The organism is Variovorax paradoxus (assembly GCF_009498455.1).
GTDB lineage: Bacteria > Pseudomonadota > Gammaproteobacteria > Burkholderiales > Burkholderiaceae_C > Variovorax > Variovorax paradoxus_H.
Window position 1 is genome coordinate 1,478,805 of the sequence record NZ_CP045644.1, and the last position, 21,518, is coordinate 1,500,322.

A 21,518-nucleotide genomic window follows, 5' to 3' on the forward strand; every position below is an offset into this window, starting at 1 on the left:
CGGGTTTCACCTCTGTCCTGCGACAGTGCGACAGCCGAATCATGTGCGGCTGCGCAGCCCCGCACGGCCGCGCCCACCCACGCACGAGGCTGCGCATGACGTCCCTGCAATCGCGCCACATCGACAACGTCTATTCGATCGCCACCGGCACGGCGCTGCTGGCCGATCCGGCGGCGAGCCTGGTGCACAAGTCGTGGGCGCGCTGCGTGCGCGACCACGGGCTCGATCCGTCGCGGCCGACGCCCGCGCGCATCCTGCCGGCGCAGGAGGTGCGCGTGCACCAGCAGCAGCTCGAACATTTTTTGCGCGCGGCGCGGGCGGGCATGGAAGACATCTACCGCCGCGTGGCCGAGCTGGGCTACATGGTGCTGCTGACCGATGCCGAGGGCATCACGGTCGACTACATCGGCAACCCGGCCTGGGACGACCAGCTGCGCCGCGCCGGCCTGTACCTGGGCGCCGACTGGAACGAGGCGCACGCCGGCACCTGCGGCGTGGGCACCTGCCTCGTCGAGCGCCAGCCGATGACCTGCCACCAGACCGAGCACTTCGACGCGACGCACATCGCGCTCACCTGCACGACGGCGCCGCTGTTCGACCACAGCGGCAAGCTCACGGCCATCCTCGATGTGTCGGCCCTGCGCTCGCCCGAGGCGCGCGAGAGCCAGCACCTGGTGCGGCACCTCGTGTCGATGTACGCGCGGATGATCGAGGACGCCGACTTTCTGCGGCACTTTCGCGGCCACTGGATCCTGCGGCTGGGCAGTGCCTTCGGACTGGTCGACGTGGCGGGCGAAGTGATGCTGGCCTTCGACGATGGCGGCACGCTGGTGGGCGCCAACGGCGGCGCGCGCGAGGTCTTCTCGGGGCTTCGGCAGCCCCTGCTGGGCGGTGCGGTGTCGGAGCTGCTGCACCTGCCGATGGACGCGATCTGGCGCCTGGGCAATGGCGGCGCGTCGGCGCTGCCGTTTGCGCACACGGTGCTGCTGCCCGGCGGCGGCGAATACCACGCCTCGCTGATCGCGCCACGCCTGCGGCGCTCGCCAGTCACTGCGCCCGCATCGCCGGCGCCCCAGCCTTCGGACCGTTTGCCGCCGCTCGAGCGCATCGCGGGCGAGGACGATCCTGCGATGCAGCAGCTGATCGCGCAGGCGCACCGCCTGGTGGACCGCGGCATCCACGTGCTGGTCGAGGGCGAGACCGGCAGCGGCAAGGAGGTGCTGGCGCGCGCGCTGCACGGCGCGAGCCGGCGCGCGGCATTGCCCTTCGTGGCGGTGAACTGCGCGGCCATTCCCGATTCGCTGATCGAGAGCGAGCTCTTCGGCTACACGCCCGGCAGCTTCACGGGCGGACGCGCCAAGGGCATGAAGGGGCTGATCGCGCAGGCCGACCGCGGCACGCTGTTTCTCGACGAGATCGGCGACATGCCGATGGCGCTGCAGACGCGGCTGCTGCGCGTGCTGTCCGAAGGCGAGGTGCTGCCGCTGGGCGCCGAGTCGCCGCAGCGCGTGGACCTTGCCGTGGTGGCGGCCACGCACCGCGACCTGTCGGCGCTGGTCGCAGCCGGGCGCTTTCGCGAGGACCTGTACTACCGGCTGTGCGGCGCGGTGCTGAAGCTGCCGCCGCTGCGCGCGCGGCGCGACAGGCGGTACCTGATCGAAGCGATGTTCCGCGAAGAAGCGGCGGCGATGGGTTCGACCGCGCGGCTGTCGGAGGCCGCGATGCTGCGGCTGATGGCGCATGACTGGCCGGGCAACCTGCGCGAGTTGCGCAATGTGCTGCGGCTGGCGCTGGCGCTCTGCACGGGTGCGAGCATCACGCCCGAGGAACTGCGCCTGGCGCCGCATCGGCCGTCGCTCGACCACCGCGAGGCCGTGCCCGCACCTGTAGACGAAGACAGCGCCGCCGACGCCACGCGCCTGCTCGACGCATTGCAGCGCCACCGCTGGCATGTGGCGCGGGCCGCTCAGGCGCTCGGCATCAGCCGCGCCACCGCGTACCGGCACATGAAGCGCTTCGGCATCGTGGCGCCGCAGCGCGGCTGATCAGCTTCAACGCCTCAGGATCTGCTCGATCGCGCGCACGGCCGTGCCCAGGCCGTCTTCCGCGCGCATGTGTTCGCCCAATGCCTTGGCCCGCGCGCGCACCTGCGGGTCGTGCGCGAATGCGATGCCGCGCGCCAGGTCGTCGGCGCCGAACCGGGCACCCGCCACTGCGGGCGGTGCCACGCCCGCCTGCGCGAGGTGGTGCGCCCAGAACGCCTGGTCGCCCGCGAACGGCACGACCACCGAGGGCACGCCGGCGCGTGCGGCCGAGTGGCTGGTGCCCGAGCCGCCGTGGTGCACCACCAGCGCCATCTGCGGAAACAGCCAGTCGTGCGGCGTGTCGCCGATGGCGTGGAAGTTCGGCGGCAGCTGCTGCACATCGAGACCGCTCCATCCGGGATGCAGCACCGCGCGCCGGCCGGCCACGCCGTCGACGAGGGCCGCGAGCAGCCGCGCCTTGTCGAAGCCCGTCATGCTGCCGAAGCCGATGTAGACGGGCGCTTCGCCAGCCGCGAGAAAGTCGCGCAGCGCCGCCGGCGGCTCCCAGTCGGGCGCGGGCGCGAGCCACTGGCCGCACACCGACGCATTGGCGGGCCAGTCGGTGGGGCGCGGCAGCAGGCTCGGCGAGTAGCCATAAAGCGCGGGATGCGTGGTCCACAGGCGTCGCCGCGGCGGCAGGCCGCAGACCTCGGCGCGCGCGGCATTCACCGCCGGCCGGAAGGCACGCCAGAGCAGCCCGTTGACGAGGTGGTGGCTCGCGCGGTTCAGGAAGCGCGGCACGCGGGCGGGCGGCAAAAAGGGCGAGGCGAACGCGGCCGTCGGCGTGAGCGGGAACATGCCCGCGCCGATGGCGGGCACGCCGAGCGCCTCGGCCGCCGACAGGCCCACGAAGGCCGCGAGCCCCGCGCAGACGACCGCGTCGCAGCCCTGCGCGGTCTCGACGGTCTGGCGCAGCCAGGGCGTGGCGTTGGCATTGGCGATGTCTGCCAGTGCCTTGGCGGCGGCGGCCGGCTTGTCGCCCTGCGCGATGACACCGCCGAGCGCCTGCCGGATGTCGCCGGCCAGCGCCTGCGAACGCACGCCGAGCCGTTCGGCCGCGCCGAGCGTGGTCGCGTCCGCCAGCAGCACCGACGCATGGCCCGCGTCGTCGAGCGCGCGGCACAGCGCGGCGAGCGGGCGCGCGTCGCCCTCGGTGCCGTAGGTGAGCACGGCGATCTTCATGAGGCGCGCCTCCTTGCGACGGGTTTGGGGGCTGCGCGCGCGCCGCCGACGAAGAGGTCGACGACCACGGCGAACTCGTCGCGCAGCACGAGGCCGGGCAGCGTGAGCCAGCGCATCAGCGCGCCGAAGTACAGGTGATGCAGCAGGCTTGCGAGGTGCGCGGCCGACACGTCGGTGCGCAATGTGCCGGCCTGCTGGGCGGCGGCGATGAGCGCCTCGAACAGCCCCGACAGGTCGCGCGGCGTGCTGCGGTCGCCACCGCCGCCGAGTTCGCTCTCGATGTTGAGAAAACGAAAGCGGAAATAGTCGAGCAGGTAGGCCCGGTAGCGCTCGGACCATTCGGCCGAGGCATCGAGCAGGCCGGTGAGCTGCACCGTGAAACCCGCCTTCGGGTCGATCGACGCGTGCAGGCGCTGCGCATCGACCACGAGCTCGAGGTGCACCCAGTGCGCCAGGATCGCCTCCTTGGTCGGAAAGTGGTTGTAGAGCGTGCCCTTGGCCACGTCGGACTGCTGCGCGATCTGCTCCATGGTGGTCGCGTCGTAGCCCTGGGCTTCGAACAGGCGCATGGCGGTGGACGCGACGTGGTCGAGCGTCTGGGTGCGGCGGCGCTCGCGGCGGCCTGGGGGGTCTGGTTCGATCACGGTTCGTGGCCCTTGAATTTGAACGTCGTGTAATTTTATACGTCGTTCAAATTTTCATGCGCCAGCTTTTTCCGTCGCCCATGAAAAAGCCCGCGGCGCCGGTCTCGGCGCGCGGGCTTTGGAGGTCAGCGTGGGGTTACTGGACCACGCCGATGTGCAGGTAGCCGCGCGTCGGCGACGAAGGACCCCGGTTGCCGATCAGAACATCGAGCTTGGTCGAACGCATGGCGAAATACTGATGCGATGCATCCGCACGATCGAAGGCCATCCGCATGCCGTCAGGGGTGTCGGCGATGATGCTCAACGTCAACGACTTGGTGATCACCGGCCCAGCGGGCGCCGTCAGCGAATACAGCCCGGTCGACACGGTCGAGAGATTGATGTCCCCGTCCGTGGCCCAACCCGAGGCGTTGAAGTTCGCATAGGTCGCGGCGGCGGGCACACCGATGGCCATCACCTGGTTGGCCAAGGCTGTCGAGGTGCCGGCGCTCAGGTAGATCTTTTCGCCTTCCACCATGGCGATGCCGAACTTGCCGATGACCGCGCCACTGGCGTCCTTCAGCGTCCACAGACCGGCTTCCGTGTCGGCCGCGACCACCGAGGTCACCACGCTGCCGCTCGGGCAGTTCTCGATGCGATAGATCTTCTGGTCGACGCACTGCTTCATCACCGTGCCACCATCGGAAATCCGGATCTGTGCGGTCGCGGAGTTGCGGTCTGCGCTCGTGTACTCGACGCGTGCGCGGTCGTACGTGCCGTCCAGCTTGGCCTGCGTGGTGACGAAGGCGCGCGTCGCGATGAACGGCGCATTCTTGTAGGTCACCGGTGACGAGAAGGGCACGGCGAACGGGAACCCGCCGGCGAAGCTGTCCTTCAGTGGCAGGAAGGTCGCATTGTTGGGAATGCCGGGAACGCGGCTGTTGGAAAAGACCCAGCCGGTGCCGTTCGCACCGAAGGTGCCCGAGGTCTTGTCGCCTGCCGCATCGGTCACGTCGTAGGTCTTCGCATCGAAGTCGATGTGCAGCTTCTGGCGCGAGCCGTTGGCGGCGAACACCATGTAGTCGCCGTTGTCGTAGCTGCCGGTCTGGACCGCGAAGTTCACCTGCTTCGTGCGGCCTTCCGAGGCGGAGGCTTCGAGTTTGTAGCTGGCGGCGTCCGTCTTGCTGCTGTTCGCGAAGCGCGAGACCCACTGCGTGGCGCCGGTGTCGACGTCGTTGGTGAGGGTGGCCGTGCCGCCGCCACCGCTGGCGGCCCAGCCGACGCTGTCGCTCGCCTTGACCACCACTTCCTGGCCCGGCCGCACGCTGTACGTGCCCGCGCCGTCGGGGGTGGCCACGCTGCCTGCGATTTCGACGGTGAGCTTCAGCTCTGCCGCCGGGGGCGGCGTGGGTGCGGGCGCCGGAACGAATCCGATCGGCAACCCGCCGCCACCGCCTCCTCCTCCTCCACCGCCGCATCCGGCCAGTCCCAAGACCACTGCCGCGGCAAGCGCGGTTCTGATGTTTTCCCTCATGTGTCCCTCGTCCTTTGTATGGATTTTTTGTGCGCTCCCGGCGGCGCCGAAAGGCTTCACGAATGTATCGAAAGCTTTGGATTCATAACCAAAAGTTCACGCGGGAGTGGTCGCTGCACCACAGCTTTCGCGGCGCGGCGGACACCGGCACAGAAAAGTTAATTCAAAAGTTTTCTTCTTCTGTTCACTGGGATCGCCGGGCCGTCGCAACGGCGTCGCAGGTGCGTCGCACGGCGCATGCGACGCACCCGTCCATTGCGACAAACCCTCCGCCAACCCCTTGATTCTTCGTCGCCTCCCGCACGGCACGAAAGCTGCGCCACGAACCCTGCGTGCGCCTTGCCGCGCCGCGATTCGTTCAACGACACAACGGAGACATGCAATGACAGACCCGACCACCGGCCCCACCCGGGCCGCCGCCCAATGGCTGGCCGACTTCGCCGCCGCGCTCGCACGCGGCGACATCGATGCGGCCGTCTCGCGGTTCGAGGCCGACAGCTACTGGCGCGACCTCGTCGCCTTCACCTGGAACCTGCGCACGCAGGAAGGCCCCGGCGCCATCCGCGCGATGCTGCAGGCGCGCCTGGCCGACACGCAGCCCACGGCCTTTGCGCTCGAAGGCGACGCGACCGAGGCGGAGGGCGTGGTCGATGCATGGTTCACCTTCGAGACGCGCGTGGCACGCGGGCGCGGCCATGTACGTCTTCGCGACGGCAAGGCCTGGACGCTGCTCACCACCATGACCGAGCTGAAAGGCTTCGAGGAAAAGACGGGCGAGAACCGCATCAAGGGCGCCGAGCACGGCGTGCACAAGGGCCGCAAGAACTGGCTCGAGAAGCGCCGCGACGAAGAGGCTGCGCTGGGCTACACCGAGCAGCCCGAGGTCGTGATCATCGGCGGCGGCCAGGGCGGCATCGCGCTGGGGGCGCGGCTGCGCCGGCTGGGCGTGCCGACGATCATCGTGGAGCGCAATGCCAAGGCCGGCGACTCCTGGCGAAAGCGCTACAAGTCGCTGTGCCTGCACGACCCGGTCTGGTACGACCACCTGCCCTACATGCCCTTCCCCGACGACTGGCCGGTGTTCGCGCCCAAGGACAAGATCGGCGACTGGCTCGAGATGTACACGAAGATCATGGAGCTCAACTACTGGAGCTCCACGAACGCGACCAAGGCGCGCTTCGACGAGGCCACGCAGCGCTGGGAAGTGCAGGTGGAGCGCGAAGGCAAGCCCGTGACGCTGCGCCCGAAGCAGCTGGTGTTCGCGCTCGGCGTGTCGGGCTACCCGAACGTGCCGAAGGTCGCGGGCGCCGAGAACTTCCTGGGCGACCAGCACCACTCCAGCCAGCACCCGGGGCCCGAGGCCTATGCCGGCAAGAAGTGCGTGGTGCTGGGCTCGAACAATTCGGCGCACGACATCTGCGCGGCGCTGTGGGAGCACGGCGCCGACGTGACGATGGTGCAGCGCTCGTCCACGCACATCGCGCCCTCGCAGTCGCTCATGGAGCTGGCGCTGGGAGGCCTGTACTCCGAGCAGGCGCTCAAGAACGGCATCGACCACCACAAGGGCGACCTGATCTTCGCGTCGGTGCCCTACAAGATCATGCACACCTTCCACATCCCGGTGTACGAGGAGATGAAGAAGCGCGATGCCGACCTGTACGCGCGGCTGGAGAAGGCCGGCTTCCTGCTCGACTTCGGCGTGGACGGTTCGGGCCTGTTCATGAAGTACCTGCGGCGCGGCTCGGGCTACTACATCGACGTGGGCGCCTCGGAGCTGGTGGCCAACGGCAGCATCCACCTGAAGAGCGGCGTGAACATCGAGCGCGTGAATGCGCGCTCGGTCACGCTCACCGACGGCACCGAGCTGCCGGCCGACCTGCTGGTGTATGCCACAGGCTACGGCTCGATGAACGGCTGGCTCGCCGACCTGATCTCGCCCGAGATCGCCGACAAGGTCGGCAAGTGCTGGGGCCTGGGCTCCGACACGCCGAAGGACCCGGGTCCGTGGGAAGGCGAACTGCGCAACATGTGGAAGCCGACGCAGGTCGAGAACCTGTGGTTCCACGGCGGCAACCTGCACCAGTCGCGCCACTACTCGCAGTTTCTGGCGCTGCAGCTGAAGGCGCGCATGGAAGGGATTGATACGCCGGTGTACGAGCTGGCGGCATCGCACCACAAGCGCTGAGCGGGCATCGTGTTGTCCCCTCTCCCGCTTGCGGGAGAGGGCTAGGGTGAGGGCAGGTGCGATCGATGAGGCGCGGCGCTTGATCCAAGGCCGCCACCCTCACCCCAACCCTCTCCCCAAGGGGAGAGGGAGTAATTCACTCACTCCTGGATGAAGCGCCGCAGTCCTTCGAGATCGGTCACCGTGATCCCGCCGTACTCGATGTGCAGGAACCCCGCCTCCTTCAACCGGTTCAGCGCCGCATTGCAGCGCTGCCGCGACACACCCGACAGATTCGCGATCTCTTCCTGCGAGGTCTGCAGGTGCGGCTCGCTGCCCGGATGCAGCCACGGGTGGAACAGGCCGGCCAGCGCGCGCGCCACCTGGCTGTCGGCGTCGAGCAGGCGGTGCGCGGCGTAGCTGCCCATGAACCAGTGCAGCCGCTCGTTGATCTGCTGCAGCAAAAAGTGATCGAAGCCGCGCTGCGTGCGGTGCAGCCACTCGAAGGTCTCCAGCGGCAGCTGCGCCACGCGGCTGGGGCGCAGCGCGATGATGTCGGCCGAGCGTGGCACGGCGCGCAGCAGCGTGCCTTCGCCGAACCAGCTGCCCACCGACAGCCCGCCCAGCGTGACCGAGCGGCCGTCGCTGGACGTGATCGACCACTTGAGCAGACCTTCGAGCGTGCCGTACCAGTGCAGCGGCGTGTCGCCGCGCCGGCACAGCGCGGCGCCGGCCGCCACCTCGACCTCGCGCATCTCGTCGAGCACGCGCTCGCCCGCGCCCACGTCGAGCAGCGGGAACCAGGCCGAGCCTTGCAGCAGCTGGGGAATGGTCAGGGAGGCTGCGGAAATCGGCGGCTTCGTCGGGGGCATGCGGTCTTCTTTGCTTGTTACTGCGCGGCCTTGCGCTGCTGCAGCCCGGCCTGCGCCTCGTGCAGCTTCTTCTTGCGATCGGCGACCCACACGAGAGGCAGTAGTTTCATGGCGTGAACCTGGGTGCGCAGGAGGTGCAAAGGGCAACTTTAGCGCCTGCGCCGCGTAAACCCTGCCCCCGAATGTCGTCGCGATGACTGAGTCCAAACGCACGCCAAAAAATAATGGCGCGCCCCCATGAAAGACACCAGGAGTTCCCGAGCATGTCGAAGCGCAAAGTGATCGTGACCATCGCCCCCACCGGCGGCATGGCGCACAAGTCGCAGAACCCCCACCTTCCCACCCAGCCCGCCGAGATTGCCGCCGACGTGCTGCGCTGCTGGAACGCCGGCGCCAGCGTGGCGGCCATCCACGCGCGCCGCCCCGACGACGGCGCCACCTGCAATGCCGAGGTGTACCGCGACATCAACAGCCGCATCCGCGCGGCCGGCTGCGACATCGTGCTCAACAACTCCACCGGCGGCGGCGTGCACGGCGACATGGTGAAGCCGCTGGCCGGCGATCGCTGGGAGATTGCGTGGGAAGAACGCATCAAGGGCATGGACGCCGGCGCCGAGATGTGCACGCTCGACGCCACCACGCTCAACCTGAGCTTCGAGGGCAAGCAGATCCTCATGGACACGCCGATCACGCGCGGACGCGAACTCGCGGCCGGCATGAAGGCGCGCGGCATCAAGCCCGAGTGGGAGGTGTTCAGCCCCACGCACATCCTGCAGGACACGACCACGCTGATCGAGGAAGGCCATGACGACGCGCCCTACTTCATCAACCTGGTGATGAACGTGCACCGCAACTTCCAGAACGCGATGCCGTACTCGCCGCGCAACCTGCAGATGATGGTCGACACGCTGCCCCGGGGCGCCATCTTCGGCGTGAGCGGCATCGGCATGTCGCAGCTCGAAGCCAACGTGGCGGCGCTGCTGCTGGGCGGCCATGCGCGCGTGGGGCTGGAAGACAACCTCTACTTCCGCCACGGCGAGCTGGCCACCAACGTGCAGCTCACCGAGCGCATCGTGCGCGTGATCCGCGAACTCGACATGGAAGTGGCCACGCCGGCCGAGGCGCGGCAGATCATGGGCCTGCCGCGCGTGGGTGGCCCGCGGCCCGAGTTCGCACTCGGTTGAAGACAGACAACGACAACGAACGGAGACACGACACATGAACACTTCACGCACCGCACTGGCCCTCGCGCTCGGCGCCCTCTTTGCATCGGGCGCCTTCGCCCAGGTGTCCGACGACACCATCCGCATCGGCTTCATCAGCGACATGTCGGGCATCTACCGCGACTACGACGGCCCCGCCGGCGCCGAGGCGATCCGCATGGCCATCGCCGACATGGGCGGCGCCATCGACGGCAGGAAGATCGAGCTGGTCACGGCCGACCACCAGAACAAGCCCGACATCGCCGCCGCCAAGGCGCGCGAATGGTTCGACGTGACCAAGGTCGACATGCTGATCGGCGGCGTCAACTCGGGCGCGGCCATTGCCATGGCCGGCGTGGCGGCCGACAAGAAGAAGCCGTACTTCGTGGTGGGCTCGGGCGCGTCGAGCCTCACCAACGAGTACTGCTCGCCCTACACCGTGCACTACGCCTACGACACGGTGGCGATGGCACGCGGCACCGCGAGCGCAGTGGTCAAGGCCGGCGGCAAGAGCTGGTACTTCGTGGCGGCCGACTACGCCTTCGGCGCCGCGCTGCAAAGCGACGCCACCAAGACCGTGCAGGCCAGCGGCGGCACGGTGGCAGGCTCGGTAAAGCATCCGCTGGGTGCGAGCGACTTCTCGTCGTTCATGCTGCAGGCGCAAAGCTCGAAAGCGCAGGTGCTGGCATTGGCCAATGCGGGCGGCGACACGGTGAACGCGATCAAGTCGGCGGCGGAGTTCGGCCTCAGCAAGAACATGAAACTCGCCGGCATGATCATCACCATCAACGACGTGCACGCGCTGGGCCTGAAGGCCTCGCAAGGCATGTACCTCACCGACAGCTGGTACTGGAACCAGAGCCCCGAGTCGCGCGCCTGGGCGCGCCGCTTCTTCGACAAGCACAAGCGCATGCCTTCTTCTTTCCATGCCGGCGACTACTCGGCCACGCTGCAGTACCTGCAGGCCGTGAAGGCGGCAGGCAGCGACGACGCCGACAAGGTGATGGCGCAGCTGCGCAAGACGAAGTTCAACGACATGTTCGTCAAGGGCGGCTGGCTGCGCGACGACGGCCTCATGGTGCACGACATGCACCTCATGCAGGTGAAGACGCCGGCCGAGTCGAAGGAGCCGTGGGACTATTACAAGGTGATCGAGAACATCCCCGGCGAAGCCGCATGGACCACCCGGACCGAGAGCCGCTGCGCGCGGTGGAAACAAGCATGAACCCCACCACCAATGTGAAGCGCGTCGCCGTCGTCGGCACCGGCGTGATCGGCGCGAGCTGGGCCGCGTACTTCCTCGCGCAAGGGCTCGACGTGAACGCGACCGACCCCTCGCCCTTCGCCGAAGACCGGCTGCGCGCCGCCGTGGCGCAGCACTGGCCGACGCTGGAACGCTTCGGCCTCGCCGAGGGCGCCTCGGTCGATCGCCTGCGCTTTCACGACAGCCTGGAAGACGCGGTGGCCGTGGCCGACTTCGTGCAGGAGAACGGCCCCGAGCGCATGGATTTCAAGATCGACCTGTTCCGCCGCATGGACGCGGCGGCGCCGCCCGACACCATCCTCGCATCGAGCTCGTCGGGCCTGGCGATCAGCGGCGTGCAATCGGGCTGCGCGCACCCGCAGCGCGTGGTGCTGGGCCATCCGTTCAACCCGCCGCACCTGATTCCGCTGGTCGAAGTGATCGGCGGCGAACAGACCTCGGCCGAGGCCATCGCACGCACGATGGCTTTCTATGCCGCCATCGGCAAGCGGCCGATCCACGTGAAGCGCGAGGTGAAAGGCCACATCGCGAACCGGCTGCAGGCTGCGCTGTGGCGCGAGGCGTTCCACCTCGTCAACGAAGGCGTGGCGAGCGTGGCCGACATCGACACCGCCATCGCGCACGGCCCCGGCCTGCGCTGGGCCGTGATGGGGCCGTTCATGAACCTGCACCTCTCGGGCGGCGCGGGCGGCATCGCGCATTTGCTCGCGCACCTGGGCGGGCCCATCGAAGACTGGTGGAAGGACCTGGGCGCACCGTCGATGACGGACGCGTTGAAGCAGCAGGTGGTGCAAGGCGTGGCGGAAGAACTCGGCACGCGCCACACGGCCGACCTCGAGGCTGCGCGCGACACCCTGCTGTTGAACCTGATTCGCGCCAAGGCCGAGACGGGGACGCTGGATTGACATGACCGACTTTCTTCTCGACGACACGCTGATCGCCCCGCCCCGCACGACGCGCATCGACTTCGACGACGGCTCGTTCGTGCTGCGCTCGCCGACGACGCTGCAGCCGTATGCACGCTGCATCGGCGAATGGATCGAACGCTGGGCGCGCGAGACGCCCGATGCGCTGGCCTTTGCCGAGCGCGACGAATCCGGCGAAGGCTGGCGCAAGCTCGACTACCGCGCGCTGCGCGCCGCCGTCGGCGCGGTGGCGCAGGGCCTGCTCGACCTGAACCTGCCAGCGAACAAACCGGTCGTGATCCTCTCGGACAACGCCATCGACCACGCGGTGCTGATGCTCGCGACGATGCACATCGGCCGCACGGCGTGTTCGCTGTCGAGCGCCTACTCGCGCATGGCGAAAGACCCGTCGCGGCTGCACGGCATGCTGCAGGCGCTGCAGCCGGCGCTGGTCTACGCGTCCGATGCGAAGGTGTACGGCGCATCGCTTACCGGCTGCGGCATCGACGCGGTCACGGTGTTCAGCCGCAACGCCGACACGCATCCCGGCGCGATGGCTTTCGACCGATTGCTCGCGACGAAGGAAACGCCCGCCGTCATGCAGGCATTCGCCGCCGTCGGCCCCGACACGCACGCCAAGTACCTGCTGACCTCGGGCTCCACCGGCAAGCCCAAGGTGGTGATCAACACGCACCGCATGCTGTGCGCCAACCAGCAGATGATGGCGCAGACGTGGCGCTTCCTTGCGCACGAGAAGCCGGTGCTGGTCGACTGGCTGCCGTGGAGCCACACCTTCGGCGCGAACCATAACCTGCACATGGTGCTGTGCCATGGCGGCGCGCTCTACATCGACGAAGGCCGGCCCGCGCCTGGCCTCGTCGAGAAGACCGTGCGCAACCTGCGCGAGGTGAAGCCCACGCTGCTGTTCAACGTGCCGCGCGGCTTCGACATGCTGCTGCCTTTTCTCGAAGCCGACGACGCACTCGCGACCGAAGTGTTCTCGCGGTTGCGCCTGGCCTTCTACGCGGCCGCCGCGCTCGCGCCTTCAACCTGGCAGCGTCTCGAAGCGGTGGCGCGGCGCGTGCGCCCCACGCGCCCGCTGTGGCTCACGACCTCGTGGGGTGCGACCGAGACCTCGCCCGCCATCACCTCCGCGCACTGGAAGCTCGATGGCGCCGGCTGCATCGGCGCGCCGTTGCCGGGGCTGGAGCTGAAGTTCGTGCCCAACGGCGAGAAGCTGGAGATGCGCGTCAAGGGCGTCTCGGTGTTCCCCGGCTACCGCGACGCGCCGCGCGAGACCGCCGAGGCCTTCGACGCCGAGGGCTACTACCGCATCGGCGACGCCGGCTTTCTGGCGAACCCCGGCGACCCCGCGCAGGGCGTGATCTTCAACGGCCGCGTGGCGGAAGACTTCAAGCTCTCGACGGGCACCTGGGTGTCGGTGGGCACGCTGCGCGTGAAGCTGGTGTCGCTGCTGGCGCCGCATGTCCAGGACATCGTGCTCACGGGCCACGACCGCGACGCGATCGGCATGCTGGTGTTCGCCAGCCCGCAAGGCGCGGCGCTCGCGCCCGACGCACTGGCCGCGCGCATCGCCGGGGTGCTGCGTGCCCTGCGCGACGAGGGCGCGGGCTCGTCGCAATGCCCGGCCTGCGCGCTGGTGCTGGCCGAACCGCCGAGCCTCGATGCGGGCGAGATCACCGACAAGGGCTACATCAACCAGCGTGCGGTGCTCATGCGACGTGCCACCGAAGTGGCGCGGCTGCATGCATCGGACGAAGGCGACACGGACGTGATCCGCGCCATCTGAGCACGGCGGGGTTGGAGAACCCGGGATTGTTTTCTACGATGGCCGGATCGCCCCGCCACCTCAGCTTCCCGGAGACACCGCCCATGACCACCCCGCCCTGCGTGACCTTCGACGTGGACGGCCCCGTCTGCACGCTCACGCTGAACCGGCCCGACAAACGCAACGCCGTGGACGGCGTGGTCGCCGCCGCATTGCGCGCGGCCTTCGAGCGCTTCGAGGCCGACGACGCGCTGCGCGTGGCCGTGCTGACAGGCGCGGGCGGCCACTTCTGCGCGGGCGCCGACCTGGGCGCGGTCGGCGACCCCGCGCGCCGCAACGAGCTCGACCCCGAGGGCGGCGGCGCCGGCCCGATGGGCCCGACGCGCATGGCGCTGTCCAAGCCGCTGATCGCGGCGGTGAACGGCTATGCGGTCGCGGGCGGGCTCGAGCTCGCGCTGCTGGCCGACCTGCGCGTGGCCGACGACGACGCGGTGCTCGGCGTGTTCTGCCGCCGCTGGGGCGTGCCGCTGATCGACGGCGGCACCGTGCGGCTGCCGCGCCTCATCGGCATGGGACGCGCGCTCGACCTGATCCTCACGGGCCGTCCCGTTTCCGCGGCCGAGGCGCTGGCGATGGGCCTGGTGAACCGCACCACGCCGCCGGGCGGTGCGCTCGCCGCCGCACAGGAACTGGCACGGCAGATCGCTGCCTTCCCTCAGCAATGCATGCTGGCCGACCGCCGCTCCGCCTTTGAGCAATGGGATCTGCCGCTGGCCGAAGCACTGCGCCGCGAAGGCGCGCAGGGCGTGCCGATCGTCGCGGCCGAAGGCGAAGCCGGGGCCGCGCGCTTTGCCGGCGGCGCGGGCCGGCACGGCGCTTTCAAGAGTTGATTCAGGACCGGCGCCGCAGCGCGGTGCGCAGCGCCTTCGCAAAGCGCGGGTCGGCCATGGCGCCGACATTGAAGCGCGACCAGCGCGAGACCTGCGTCGAATCGACGCTGAAGATGCGCCCCGGCGCCATCACGATCTTGCGCGGCAGCAGCTCTTTCGCGAAGGCCAGCGAGTCGTCCACGCCGGGCAGCGCGGCCCAGATGTAGAGCGACTGCGGGCTGCGCGCGAAGACCTCGGCGTCCACCGTGTCGAACAGCTTCAGCGCGTCGCGCGTGGCCTCGCCCAGCCGCTGCTGCAGCCGCTTGAGGTGCCGCTGGTAGTGGCCCTCGCTCAGGATGACATCGACCGTGCGCTCGCTGTACTCCGAGCTGCTCACGTGGATCAGCGCCTTCAGGTCGGCGAGGTCGCTCGCCAGGTCGGCCCCGCAGGCGATGAAGCCCACGCGCAGCGCGGCCGAGAACGACTTGGAGAAGCTGCCGATGTAGATCGTGCGTTCGAGCTGGTCGAGCGCCGAGAGGCGCGGCAGCGCCGTGGGCTTGAAGTCGGCCAGCGGATCGTTCTCGACGATCAGCAGGTCGTACTTCTGTGCCAGCTGCAGCACGCGAAAGGCCTTGGCCGGTGAGATGTCGGAGCCCGTGGGGTTGTGCGCGAGCGACTGCGTGAAGAACAGGCGCGGCCGTTCGGCGATGAGCAGCTGCTCGAGCACGTCCAGATCAGGCCCGTCCGCCAGGCGCGGCACGGCCAGCATCTGCGCGCCCGCGAGCTTGAGCTTGCCGAACAGCGGGTAGTAGCCGGGGTCGTCCACCAGCACCTTGCCGCCGGGCGGCACGAAGTAGCGGATGACGATGTCCATCGCCTCGTTGGCGCCGTGCGTGAGCACGATCTGCCGCGGCTCGGCGCCGATGCCGAAGTCGGCCAGCTTGCGCACGAGGTGGTCGCGCAGCGGCGCATAGCCGAAGCGGCTGCCGTAGCGGAACAGCGCGCCGAGCCCCGTGCGCACGACCTTCGGGTGGTACTTGTCCAGCCGCACATCGGCGAGCCATTCGACGGGCGGAAAGCCGTCGCCCACGGCGACCGCATCGGGCTGCGTCTTGAGCTGCTCGCGCATGAGCCACACGATGTCCATCGCGCGGCCGAGGCTGCCGGCGTCTTCTTCGGCGGGCTTGGGGATGGCCGTGGCCTGCGCAAGCACGTAATAGCCCGAACCGCGCCGCGGCTCGACGAGGCCGCGCGACACCAGCAGCTCGAAGGCGGCCACCACGGTGTTCTTGGCATAGCCATGCAGCTGTGCGAGTTCGCGCAGCGAGGGCAACTTGTCGCCGGCCTTGTAGGCGCCGCTCGCGATCTGGCGCGCGAGGGTGTCGGCGAGCGAATCGGCGATCGTGGTCATGGGCTTCGACTGTGACACAGCAGGCCATGGCGGCGCACCACTGTCCGCACTGTCCCGCCAAACTGTGCCTTCCGCGGGCGGTACAGCCGGCCTAAATTGCCTGCTCCCGAATTCACCTTCCGAAGAGACACGCACCGATGGCCGCCGATTCCCGCATTCCCAATTTCCGCGCACTCACGCCCGCCCAACGCCTGGCCCACATCGCACAGGCCGCCTCGCTCACCGACGACGAAGTGGCGCTGCTCGCCCAACCCGGCGCGCTGAGCGTGGAGCGCGCCAACGGCATGGTCGAGAACGTGATCGGCACCTTCGAGCTGCCGCTGGGCGTGGCCGGCAACTTCACCGTGAACGGGCGCGACTACCTCGTGCCGATGGCGGTCGAAGAACCTTCGGTGGTTGCCGCCGCCTCGTTCATGGCCAAGCTGGCGCGCGAAGGCGGCGGCTTCGAGGCGTCGAGCACCGGCCCGCTGATGCGCGCCCAGGTGCAGGTGATCGGCATCACCGACCCGTACGGCGCGCGGCTGGCATTGCTGCGTGCGCGCGAAGAAATCCTGGCCGTGGCGAACAGCCGCGACAAGGTGCTGATCGGCCTGGGCGGCGGCTGCCGCGACATCGAGGTGCATGTGTTCGGCGACACGCCGCGCGGCGCGATGGTGGTGATGCACCTCATCGTCGACGTGCGCGACGCGATGGGCGCGAACACGGTCAATACCATGGCGGAGGCGGTGTCGCCGCTGGTCGAACAGCTCACGGGCGGCACGGTGCGCCTGCGCATCCTGTCGAACCTGGCGGACCTGCGGCTGGCGCGTGCGCGCGTGCGGCTCGCACCTTCTGTGCTGGCCACGCGCGAGCGCAGCGGCGAAGAAGTGGTCGAGGGCGTGATCGACGCCTACACCTTCGCGGCCATCGACCCCTACCGCGCGGCGACGCACAACAAGGGCATCATGAACGGCATCGATCCGGTGATCGTCGCGACCGGCAACGACTGGCGCGCGGTGGAAGCCGGCGCGCATGCATACGCCTGTCGCAGCGGGCGCTATTCCTCGCTGACCACGTGGGAGAAGGACACGAGCGGCGCGCTCGTCGGCACCATCGAGATGCCGATGCCCGTCGGCCTCGTCGGCGGCGCCACGAAGACGCATCCGCTCGCGCGGCTCGCACTGAAGATCCTCGATGTGAAGTCGGCGCAGGAACTCGGCGAAGTCGGGGTGGCCGTGGGCCTCGCGCAGAACCTCGGCGCCCTGCGCGCGCTCGCCACCGAAGGCATCCAGCGCGGCCACATGGCGCTGCATGCCCGCAACATCGCGCTCGTCGCGGGCGCGACCGGCGACGAGATCGACCACATCGCCAAGCAGATGGCCGCGGAGCACGACGTGCGCACCGACCGCGCCGTGGCGCTGCTAGACGCGCTGCGCAAAAAGTAAGCAACGCGGGAGGAGCCCGCACAACGGCCCGCGGCCGACACCGCGGCGGCTGCGCACGCGGCTGTCACACAACCACAGACGGAGACACACGACTTATGAACGCAGACAGTGCAACGCACGCCCGCTGGCGGCTGGTGGAGATATGGGGCGACACGGCCGACCTGGGCCACCTCGCGTGGTCAATCGTGATCGGCGTCGCGGTGAGTCTCACGGGCTACCTCGTCGCGAGCCGCGTACTTGCAAGCGTCGTGAGCACGCCTGAACTGGCGCGCGCCTACGCGATGCTCGCAGGCCTCGGCGGCTGCGTCGTCTCGGGGCTGATCTGCGCGAAGCTCTTCGCGCCCAAGCGTGAGGTGGTCGAAGGCACCGACCCCGATCCGCGCTGGCGCGAAGAAGTGCTGGCCGAACTGGCCGGCGAGCACGGCGACCTGGGCTCGGTGGACGACCTGCCGCCGTCGGTGGTGCGCGAGATGAAGGAACTGGAAATCTACGACCTGTTCGCGTCGTACAAGCACCGCGCAAAGAGCGCCGAAGGAGCCGCCTCGTGATCGACGCCGCCCTTCTCAACCAGATCCTCGTCGCCACCGGCATGGGCCTTGTCGGCGCCATCGTGTTCGCGGCCATCGGACTCGTCTCGGGCACCGACGAAACCACCACGCTCGCACCGCTCACGCTGCTGGTGGTGCTGCTCGGCGTGCCGCCCGAAGGCGTGTTCACCTTCTTCCTCGCGGCCGCAGTCGCCAAGCACATGACGCATGCGGTGCCCACCGCGCTGCTCGGCATTCCGGGCGACACCATGGCCACGCCGCTGCTGCAGGACGCGAACGTGCTGCGCAACCTGGGTGTGCCGCACATCGCGTTGCGCAAGATGGTGTCGGGCGCGATCATCGCGGCCTTCATCGCGGTGCCGCTGGCCGTGCTGTTCGCGGTGCTGCTCGCGCCGTACGGCGCGGCCATCACCAAGGCGGCGCCGTGGATCTTCGTGGTCGCGGCCGTGGCCATTGCCTACTTCTCGAGCGGGCGCTGGGCCTCGGTGGCCACGCTGGTGCCGTTCGTGATGGTGATCGTGGCGCTGCAGGCGCTCACCGGCAAGTACGGCGTGAAGCTCAGCATCAGCTACTTCCTGGGCATTGCCATCGGGCCGCTTGTGGCCGACCTGTTCTCGGTGATCTCGCCGGCGGCGCGTGCGCGCATGAAGCGCGACAAGGTCCGCACCTTCTCGCTCGCACCCGACGTGAAGGGCTGGACGGGCTACTTCCCGAACCCGTTCAAGGTGCTCGACCGCGCACAGGTGAAGTGGACCTTTGCGACCGCCGCGATCTCCAGCGCCACCTTCGTGTTCAGCCCGGTCGCGATGACAGTGGTGCTCGGCGAGCTGGTCGGCTCGCGCATCAAGCACGCGTACCACCGCCTCACCACCACGCTGGCCGCGCGCAATGGCGTGACCGAGGCCACCTACATCGCCGAAGCATTGATCCCGCTGATCGCCATCGGCCTGCCGCTGAGCCCCGTGGCCGCCGGCCCGGCCGCGCCGCTGTTCAATGCGCCACCGGTCTTCACCATCGATTCGGCCACGGGCCAGACCCACAACCTGCACAACCTGCTGAACCACTGGGAGTTCCTCGGCTACGGCATGCTGGCCGTGGTGCTCGCCGCGCTGGTGGCCTACCCGTTCACGATGAACTTCGCGCGCCGCGCGGCGCTGTTCGTCTCGCGCAAGGTGAGCCACGAAGCGATCATCGCGACCTTCGTCGGGCTGATCGTGGTGATCAGCGTGTGGGAAGGGCAACTGCTCGGACTGCTGGTGATCCTGACGATGGGCCTGCTCGGTGGGCTGCTGTCGCGTGCGATCGGGTTCAACACGGGTGTGCAGTTCATGGGGTACTACACGGCGGTGTTAACGGTGCCTGCGGTGATCAAGGCGTTCTCTTGATCGGTTGACGGGCGTTCAGGGCGACGCTCCCGCCGACGGGGAGCCTTGCTCCGCGAATGTCCTCCGCCTTCGGCTCCCCCTTGATTTCGCTGCGCAAGGCACCCCATCGACGTGAGCGTCTTCAGTGCGGTCGTTGATCGGGCCAGCACACCGACAGCGCCCAGTGTGCGCAGGACACTGGGTGCTTCCCGCAGCGAAATCAAGGAGGAGCCGAAGGCGGGGGACATTCGCGGAGGGAAGTACCCGGTGGCCTGCGCACACGCCCTGAACACGACGGGGAGCCAGTCAACGCTGCGACGCAGACGGCTTCGGCGCCTTCTTCTTCGCAGGCTCGTCCCCACCGAACAGCTTTTCCACCTGCTGCCCCACGCGCGCCCCAATCGCCGTGCCCACCCCCGGCAGCACCGCACTGCCAACGGCCGCCCCCGCAAGCGCGCCGCCTGTCATCGACACCTCGGGCTCGGCCACGCTGCCGCTGATCTTGAGCGGCACGCCGACCACGCCGTCGACCAGATCGACCGCCATCTCGCCCGTCATCTGGCGGTTGAAGAGTCGCAGGTTGCCGCTCGCGGTGAGCACGCCCGAGCGCGCCTTGAGGTTCGTGTAGCGCATCACGATGCCGTCTTCGGTGCCCTGAGTGTCGAGCGTGCCGGTGAGCTCGTCCAGCGCCGTGGTGCCGCCGCGGCTGATGCCGACGGTGGTCACGGCCTTGGCCAGGTCGAGGCGGGTCAGCGTGGCAGGCTGCACCGAGAAGGTGGTGCGGGTGTGCAGGCCGCGGATCAGCGCGCCCACCTCGCGGGCCTCGGCCACCAGCGAGGTGTGGCCCGAGACCTTGCCGGCCACCGCCGAGCGGCGCCCGAAGGCCTGCACCAGCCCTTCGATGTCGACCTGCCGCGGGTCGAGTTCGGCCGACACGCGCAGGCCGCGCCCCTCGGGCAGCACCTGGAGCCGCGATTCGCCGTTCCACGTGCCGCCGCCGGCGTCGATGCGGGTGCGCCAGCGGTCTTCACCGCCCTCGCGGTCCAGCCGCAGTCGCACGGGCGACGCGGCGCCGGCGCGCTCCAGGCGCAGGTTGCGGGGGCGCCAGTTGTCGTCGAAGGTCACGTCGCCGTCGTAGGCCAGCGCGATCTCGCGGCGGTCGATCCAGACCACGTCCCGCCAGCGCACGCGCTCCACCGGCACGGGCGCCAGCGCCCAGGGCGCCGGCAGCACCATGATGCGGTCGCCCTCCTGCGGCGCGGGGCCCTTGCCTCGGAAAGCGCGCACCGAGTTGCGCGGCAGCACCAGGCTTTCGAGTTCGATCTCGTCGATGGCCACCACGCGGTGCAGCAGCAGCGGCCACAGGTGCAGCCGCACGCTCAGGCGGCGCAGGGTGATCGGCTGGGGCTGGTCGGTGGCCAGCTCGGACAGCGCCAGCACGGGCACCGGCCACAGCGACCAGTGGGCGCCGCCCACGCTCAGGTCGACGCCGTAGCGCTGCGAGAAGCCGGCGGCGATGCGGGCGGCCACCTCCTCGTCGTCGGGCAGACGCGCGGCCACCACGAGCACCAGCGCGCCGAAGCCCAGCAGCAGCACCGCCACCGAGCCCAGGAGCCAGCGTCGCACCGAAGGGAAGGTCATCGGGCCAAGGTAGCACGCAAAGGCGACTGTCCCTGTCAGCCGTCGTCGCTATAGTGCCCTCGCACCCCCTGTATCTCGGAGACTCCCGCATGCGTATCTGGAAGAAAGACATCTCGGTCGAATCGCTGGCCGCCAACCACGTGGGCACGGCCGTGGCCGCCCTGGGCATCGAATTCCTGGAGGTGGGCGACGACTTCATCCGCGCCCGCGTACCGGTGGACGAGCGCACCCGCCAGCCCTACGGCATCCTGCACGGCGGCGTGTCGGTGGTGCTGGCCGAGACGCTGGGCTCCTGCGGCGCGCACTACTCGGCCCCCGAAGGCGACCGGGCCGTGGGCCTGGACATCAACGCCAACCACATCCGCTCGGCCACCAGCGGCTGGGTCATCGGCACGGCGCGCCCGGTGCACCGCGGGCGCACCACGCAGGTCTGGCAGATCGACCTGACGAACGAGGCGGGCGAGCTGACCTGCGTGTCGCGCATCACCATGGCGGTGCTGCAGCCGCGCTGAGCGCGGGCGCGCCCTGCCGGGCCCTTTTCTTCTCCTCGTTTTCTTTCTCCCGCTGGTACGTCTCTTGCGGGTGGAACCCGTGTTCAGCACGGGGTGGATCGACCACAATCTCGCCCCAGGGAGCGCGTCG

The 21,518-nt window shown here is 69.2% G+C and carries 17 protein-coding genes; 11 read left to right on the plus strand and 6 right to left on the minus strand.

All coding sequences use genetic code 11. From position 1 onward, the window contains the following. The first annotated feature begins 95 nt into the window (after positions 1 to 95). Entirely contained in the window at positions 96 to 2,045 is a 1,950-nt protein-coding gene (locus GFK26_RS06635) for a sigma-54-dependent Fis family transcriptional regulator (RefSeq protein ID WP_153281305.1), read from the plus strand. Between the two features lie 6 nt (positions 2,046 to 2,051). Here GFK26_RS06635 and GFK26_RS06640 read toward each other — a convergent pair whose 3' ends face one another. The 3 genes from GFK26_RS06640 to GFK26_RS06650 form a co-directional block, all read right to left on the minus strand. Next, a complete protein-coding gene (locus GFK26_RS06640) occupies positions 2,052 to 3,266 on the minus strand; it encodes a glycosyltransferase (RefSeq protein ID WP_153281306.1) in 1,215 nt (404 codons plus the stop codon). Then, positions 3,263 to 3,910, minus strand: a complete 648-nt coding sequence (locus GFK26_RS06645) for a helix-turn-helix domain-containing protein (protein ID WP_322745834.1) — start codon at positions 3,908 to 3,910, stop codon at positions 3,263 to 3,265. Before GFK26_RS06645 ends, GFK26_RS06640 begins: the two co-directional genes overlap by 4 nt. A 136-nt stretch (positions 3,911 to 4,046) precedes the next feature. Then, positions 4,047 to 5,423, minus strand: a complete 1,377-nt coding sequence (locus GFK26_RS06650; RefSeq protein ID WP_153281307.1) for a hypothetical protein — start codon at positions 5,421 to 5,423, stop codon at positions 4,047 to 4,049. A gap of 382 nt (positions 5,424 to 5,805) precedes the next feature. Between GFK26_RS06650 and GFK26_RS06655 the strand changes: the two genes are divergently transcribed. Further along, positions 5,806 to 7,608 carry an NAD(P)/FAD-dependent oxidoreductase gene (locus GFK26_RS06655; RefSeq protein WP_153281308.1) on the plus strand — a complete coding sequence of 601 codons (1,803 nt, stop codon included), beginning with the start codon at positions 5,806 to 5,808 and terminating at the stop codon, positions 7,606 to 7,608. A 140-nt stretch (positions 7,609 to 7,748) separates the two neighbouring features. Here GFK26_RS06655 and GFK26_RS06660 read toward each other — a convergent pair whose 3' ends face one another. Beyond that, a complete protein-coding gene (locus GFK26_RS06660) occupies positions 7,749 to 8,459 on the minus strand; it encodes a Crp/Fnr family transcriptional regulator (RefSeq protein ID WP_153281309.1) in 711 nt (236 codons plus the stop codon). 263 nt (positions 8,460 to 8,722) lie between these two features. On the opposite strand from GFK26_RS06660, the gene GFK26_RS06665 reads away from it, so the two are divergent. The 5 genes from GFK26_RS06665 to GFK26_RS06685 all read left to right on the plus strand — a co-directional run bounded on the left by GFK26_RS06665 (position 8,723) and on the right by GFK26_RS06685 (position 14,509). Continuing rightward, on the plus strand, positions 8,723 to 9,643 hold the full coding sequence (locus GFK26_RS06665; protein WP_153281310.1) for a 3-keto-5-aminohexanoate cleavage protein: 921 nt from the start codon (positions 8,723 to 8,725) through the stop codon (positions 9,641 to 9,643). A gap of 34 nt (positions 9,644 to 9,677) precedes the next feature. Continuing rightward, positions 9,678 to 10,886 carry an ABC transporter substrate-binding protein gene (locus GFK26_RS06670; protein WP_153281311.1) on the plus strand — a complete coding sequence of 403 codons (1,209 nt, stop codon included), beginning with the start codon at positions 9,678 to 9,680 and terminating at the stop codon, positions 10,884 to 10,886. Then, on the plus strand, positions 10,883 to 11,830 hold the full coding sequence (locus GFK26_RS06675) for a 3-hydroxyacyl-CoA dehydrogenase NAD-binding domain-containing protein (protein WP_153281312.1): 948 nt from the start codon (positions 10,883 to 10,885) through the stop codon (positions 11,828 to 11,830). The genes GFK26_RS06670 and GFK26_RS06675 overlap by 4 nt, the downstream gene beginning before the upstream one ends. Position 11,831: 1 nt before the next feature. Further along, on the plus strand, positions 11,832 to 13,640 hold the full coding sequence (locus tag GFK26_RS06680) for a feruloyl-CoA synthase (RefSeq protein ID WP_153281313.1): 1,809 nt from the start codon (positions 11,832 to 11,834) through the stop codon (positions 13,638 to 13,640). A gap of 83 nt (positions 13,641 to 13,723) precedes the next feature. Further along, positions 13,724 to 14,509, plus strand: coding sequence for a crotonase/enoyl-CoA hydratase family protein (locus GFK26_RS06685; RefSeq protein ID WP_153281314.1), 786 nt, complete (start codon positions 13,724 to 13,726; stop codon positions 14,507 to 14,509). A gap of 1 nt (position 14,510) precedes the next feature. Here the strand turns inward: GFK26_RS06685 and GFK26_RS06690 are convergent, their stop codons facing one another. After that, positions 14,511 to 15,899: a PLP-dependent aminotransferase family protein gene (locus GFK26_RS06690; protein WP_194274041.1), complete on the minus strand. Its 1,389-nt coding sequence runs from the start codon at positions 15,897 to 15,899 to the stop codon at positions 14,511 to 14,513. A 137-nt stretch (positions 15,900 to 16,036) separates the two neighbouring features. Between GFK26_RS06690 and GFK26_RS06695 the strand changes: the two genes are divergently transcribed. The 3 genes from GFK26_RS06695 (at position 16,037) to GFK26_RS06705 (ending at position 19,256) form a co-directional block, all read left to right on the plus strand. Next, positions 16,037 to 17,323 carry a hydroxymethylglutaryl-CoA reductase, degradative gene (locus tag GFK26_RS06695; RefSeq protein ID WP_153281316.1) on the plus strand — a complete coding sequence of 429 codons (1,287 nt, stop codon included), beginning with the start codon at positions 16,037 to 16,039 and terminating at the stop codon, positions 17,321 to 17,323. 95 nt (positions 17,324 to 17,418) lie between these two features. Continuing rightward, complete coding sequence (locus GFK26_RS06700) at positions 17,419 to 17,871, plus strand: hypothetical protein (protein ID WP_153281317.1); 453 nt, start codon at positions 17,419 to 17,421, stop codon at positions 17,869 to 17,871. Next, the gene (locus tag GFK26_RS06705) at positions 17,868 to 19,256 is read left to right on the plus strand and encodes a tripartite tricarboxylate transporter permease (protein WP_194274042.1); all 1,389 of its coding nucleotides are present in this window, start codon (positions 17,868 to 17,870) and stop codon (positions 19,254 to 19,256) included. Before GFK26_RS06700 ends, GFK26_RS06705 begins: the two co-directional genes overlap by 4 nt. Before the next feature lie 285 nt (positions 19,257 to 19,541). Here the strand turns inward: GFK26_RS06705 and GFK26_RS06710 are convergent, their stop codons facing one another. Continuing rightward, complete coding sequence (locus tag GFK26_RS06710; RefSeq protein WP_153281318.1) at positions 19,542 to 20,876, minus strand: hypothetical protein; 1,335 nt, start codon at positions 20,874 to 20,876, stop codon at positions 19,542 to 19,544. 89 nt (positions 20,877 to 20,965) lie between these two features. Between GFK26_RS06710 and GFK26_RS06715 the strand changes: the two genes are divergently transcribed. After that, positions 20,966 to 21,388, plus strand: coding sequence for a hotdog fold thioesterase (locus GFK26_RS06715; protein ID WP_153281319.1), 423 nt, complete (start codon positions 20,966 to 20,968; stop codon positions 21,386 to 21,388). The last annotated feature ends 130 nt before the right edge of the window (positions 21,389 to 21,518 follow it).

Bases quoted from the DNA above. Each gene is read 5' to 3' on its own strand.
- GFK26_RS06635 (WP_153281305.1), top strand. From the start codon at position 96: ATGACGTCCCTGCAATCGCGCCACATCGACAACGTCTATTCGATCGCC.
- GFK26_RS06710 (WP_153281318.1), bottom strand. From the start codon at position 20,876: ATGACCTTCCCTTCGGTGCGACGCTGGCTCCTGGGCTCGGTGGCGGTG.
- GFK26_RS06655 (WP_153281308.1), top strand. From the start codon at position 5,806: ATGACAGACCCGACCACCGGCCCCACCCGGGCCGCCGCCCAATGGCTG.
- GFK26_RS06695 (WP_153281316.1), top strand. From the start codon at position 16,037: ATGGCCGCCGATTCCCGCATTCCCAATTTCCGCGCACTCACGCCCGCC.
- GFK26_RS06685 (WP_153281314.1), top strand. From the start codon at position 13,724: ATGACCACCCCGCCCTGCGTGACCTTCGACGTGGACGGCCCCGTCTGC.
- GFK26_RS06640 (WP_153281306.1), bottom strand. From the start codon at position 3,266: ATGAAGATCGCCGTGCTCACCTACGGCACCGAGGGCGACGCGCGCCCG.
- GFK26_RS06680 (WP_153281313.1), top strand. From the start codon at position 11,832: ATGACCGACTTTCTTCTCGACGACACGCTGATCGCCCCGCCCCGCACG.
- GFK26_RS06700 (WP_153281317.1), top strand. From the start codon at position 17,419: ATGAACGCAGACAGTGCAACGCACGCCCGCTGGCGGCTGGTGGAGATA.
- GFK26_RS06670 (WP_153281311.1), top strand. From the start codon at position 9,678: ATGAACACTTCACGCACCGCACTGGCCCTCGCGCTCGGCGCCCTCTTT.
- GFK26_RS06675 (WP_153281312.1), top strand. From the start codon at position 10,883: ATGAACCCCACCACCAATGTGAAGCGCGTCGCCGTCGTCGGCACCGGC.
- GFK26_RS06665 (WP_153281310.1), top strand. From the start codon at position 8,723: ATGTCGAAGCGCAAAGTGATCGTGACCATCGCCCCCACCGGCGGCATG.
- GFK26_RS06715 (WP_153281319.1), top strand. From the start codon at position 20,966: ATGCGTATCTGGAAGAAAGACATCTCGGTCGAATCGCTGGCCGCCAAC.
- GFK26_RS06660 (WP_153281309.1), bottom strand. From the start codon at position 8,459: ATGCCCCCGACGAAGCCGCCGATTTCCGCAGCCTCCCTGACCATTCCC.
- GFK26_RS06690 (WP_194274041.1), bottom strand. From the start codon at position 15,899: ATGACCACGATCGCCGATTCGCTCGCCGACACCCTCGCGCGCCAGATC.
- GFK26_RS06650 (WP_153281307.1), bottom strand. From the start codon at position 5,423: ATGAGGGAAAACATCAGAACCGCGCTTGCCGCGGCAGTGGTCTTGGGA.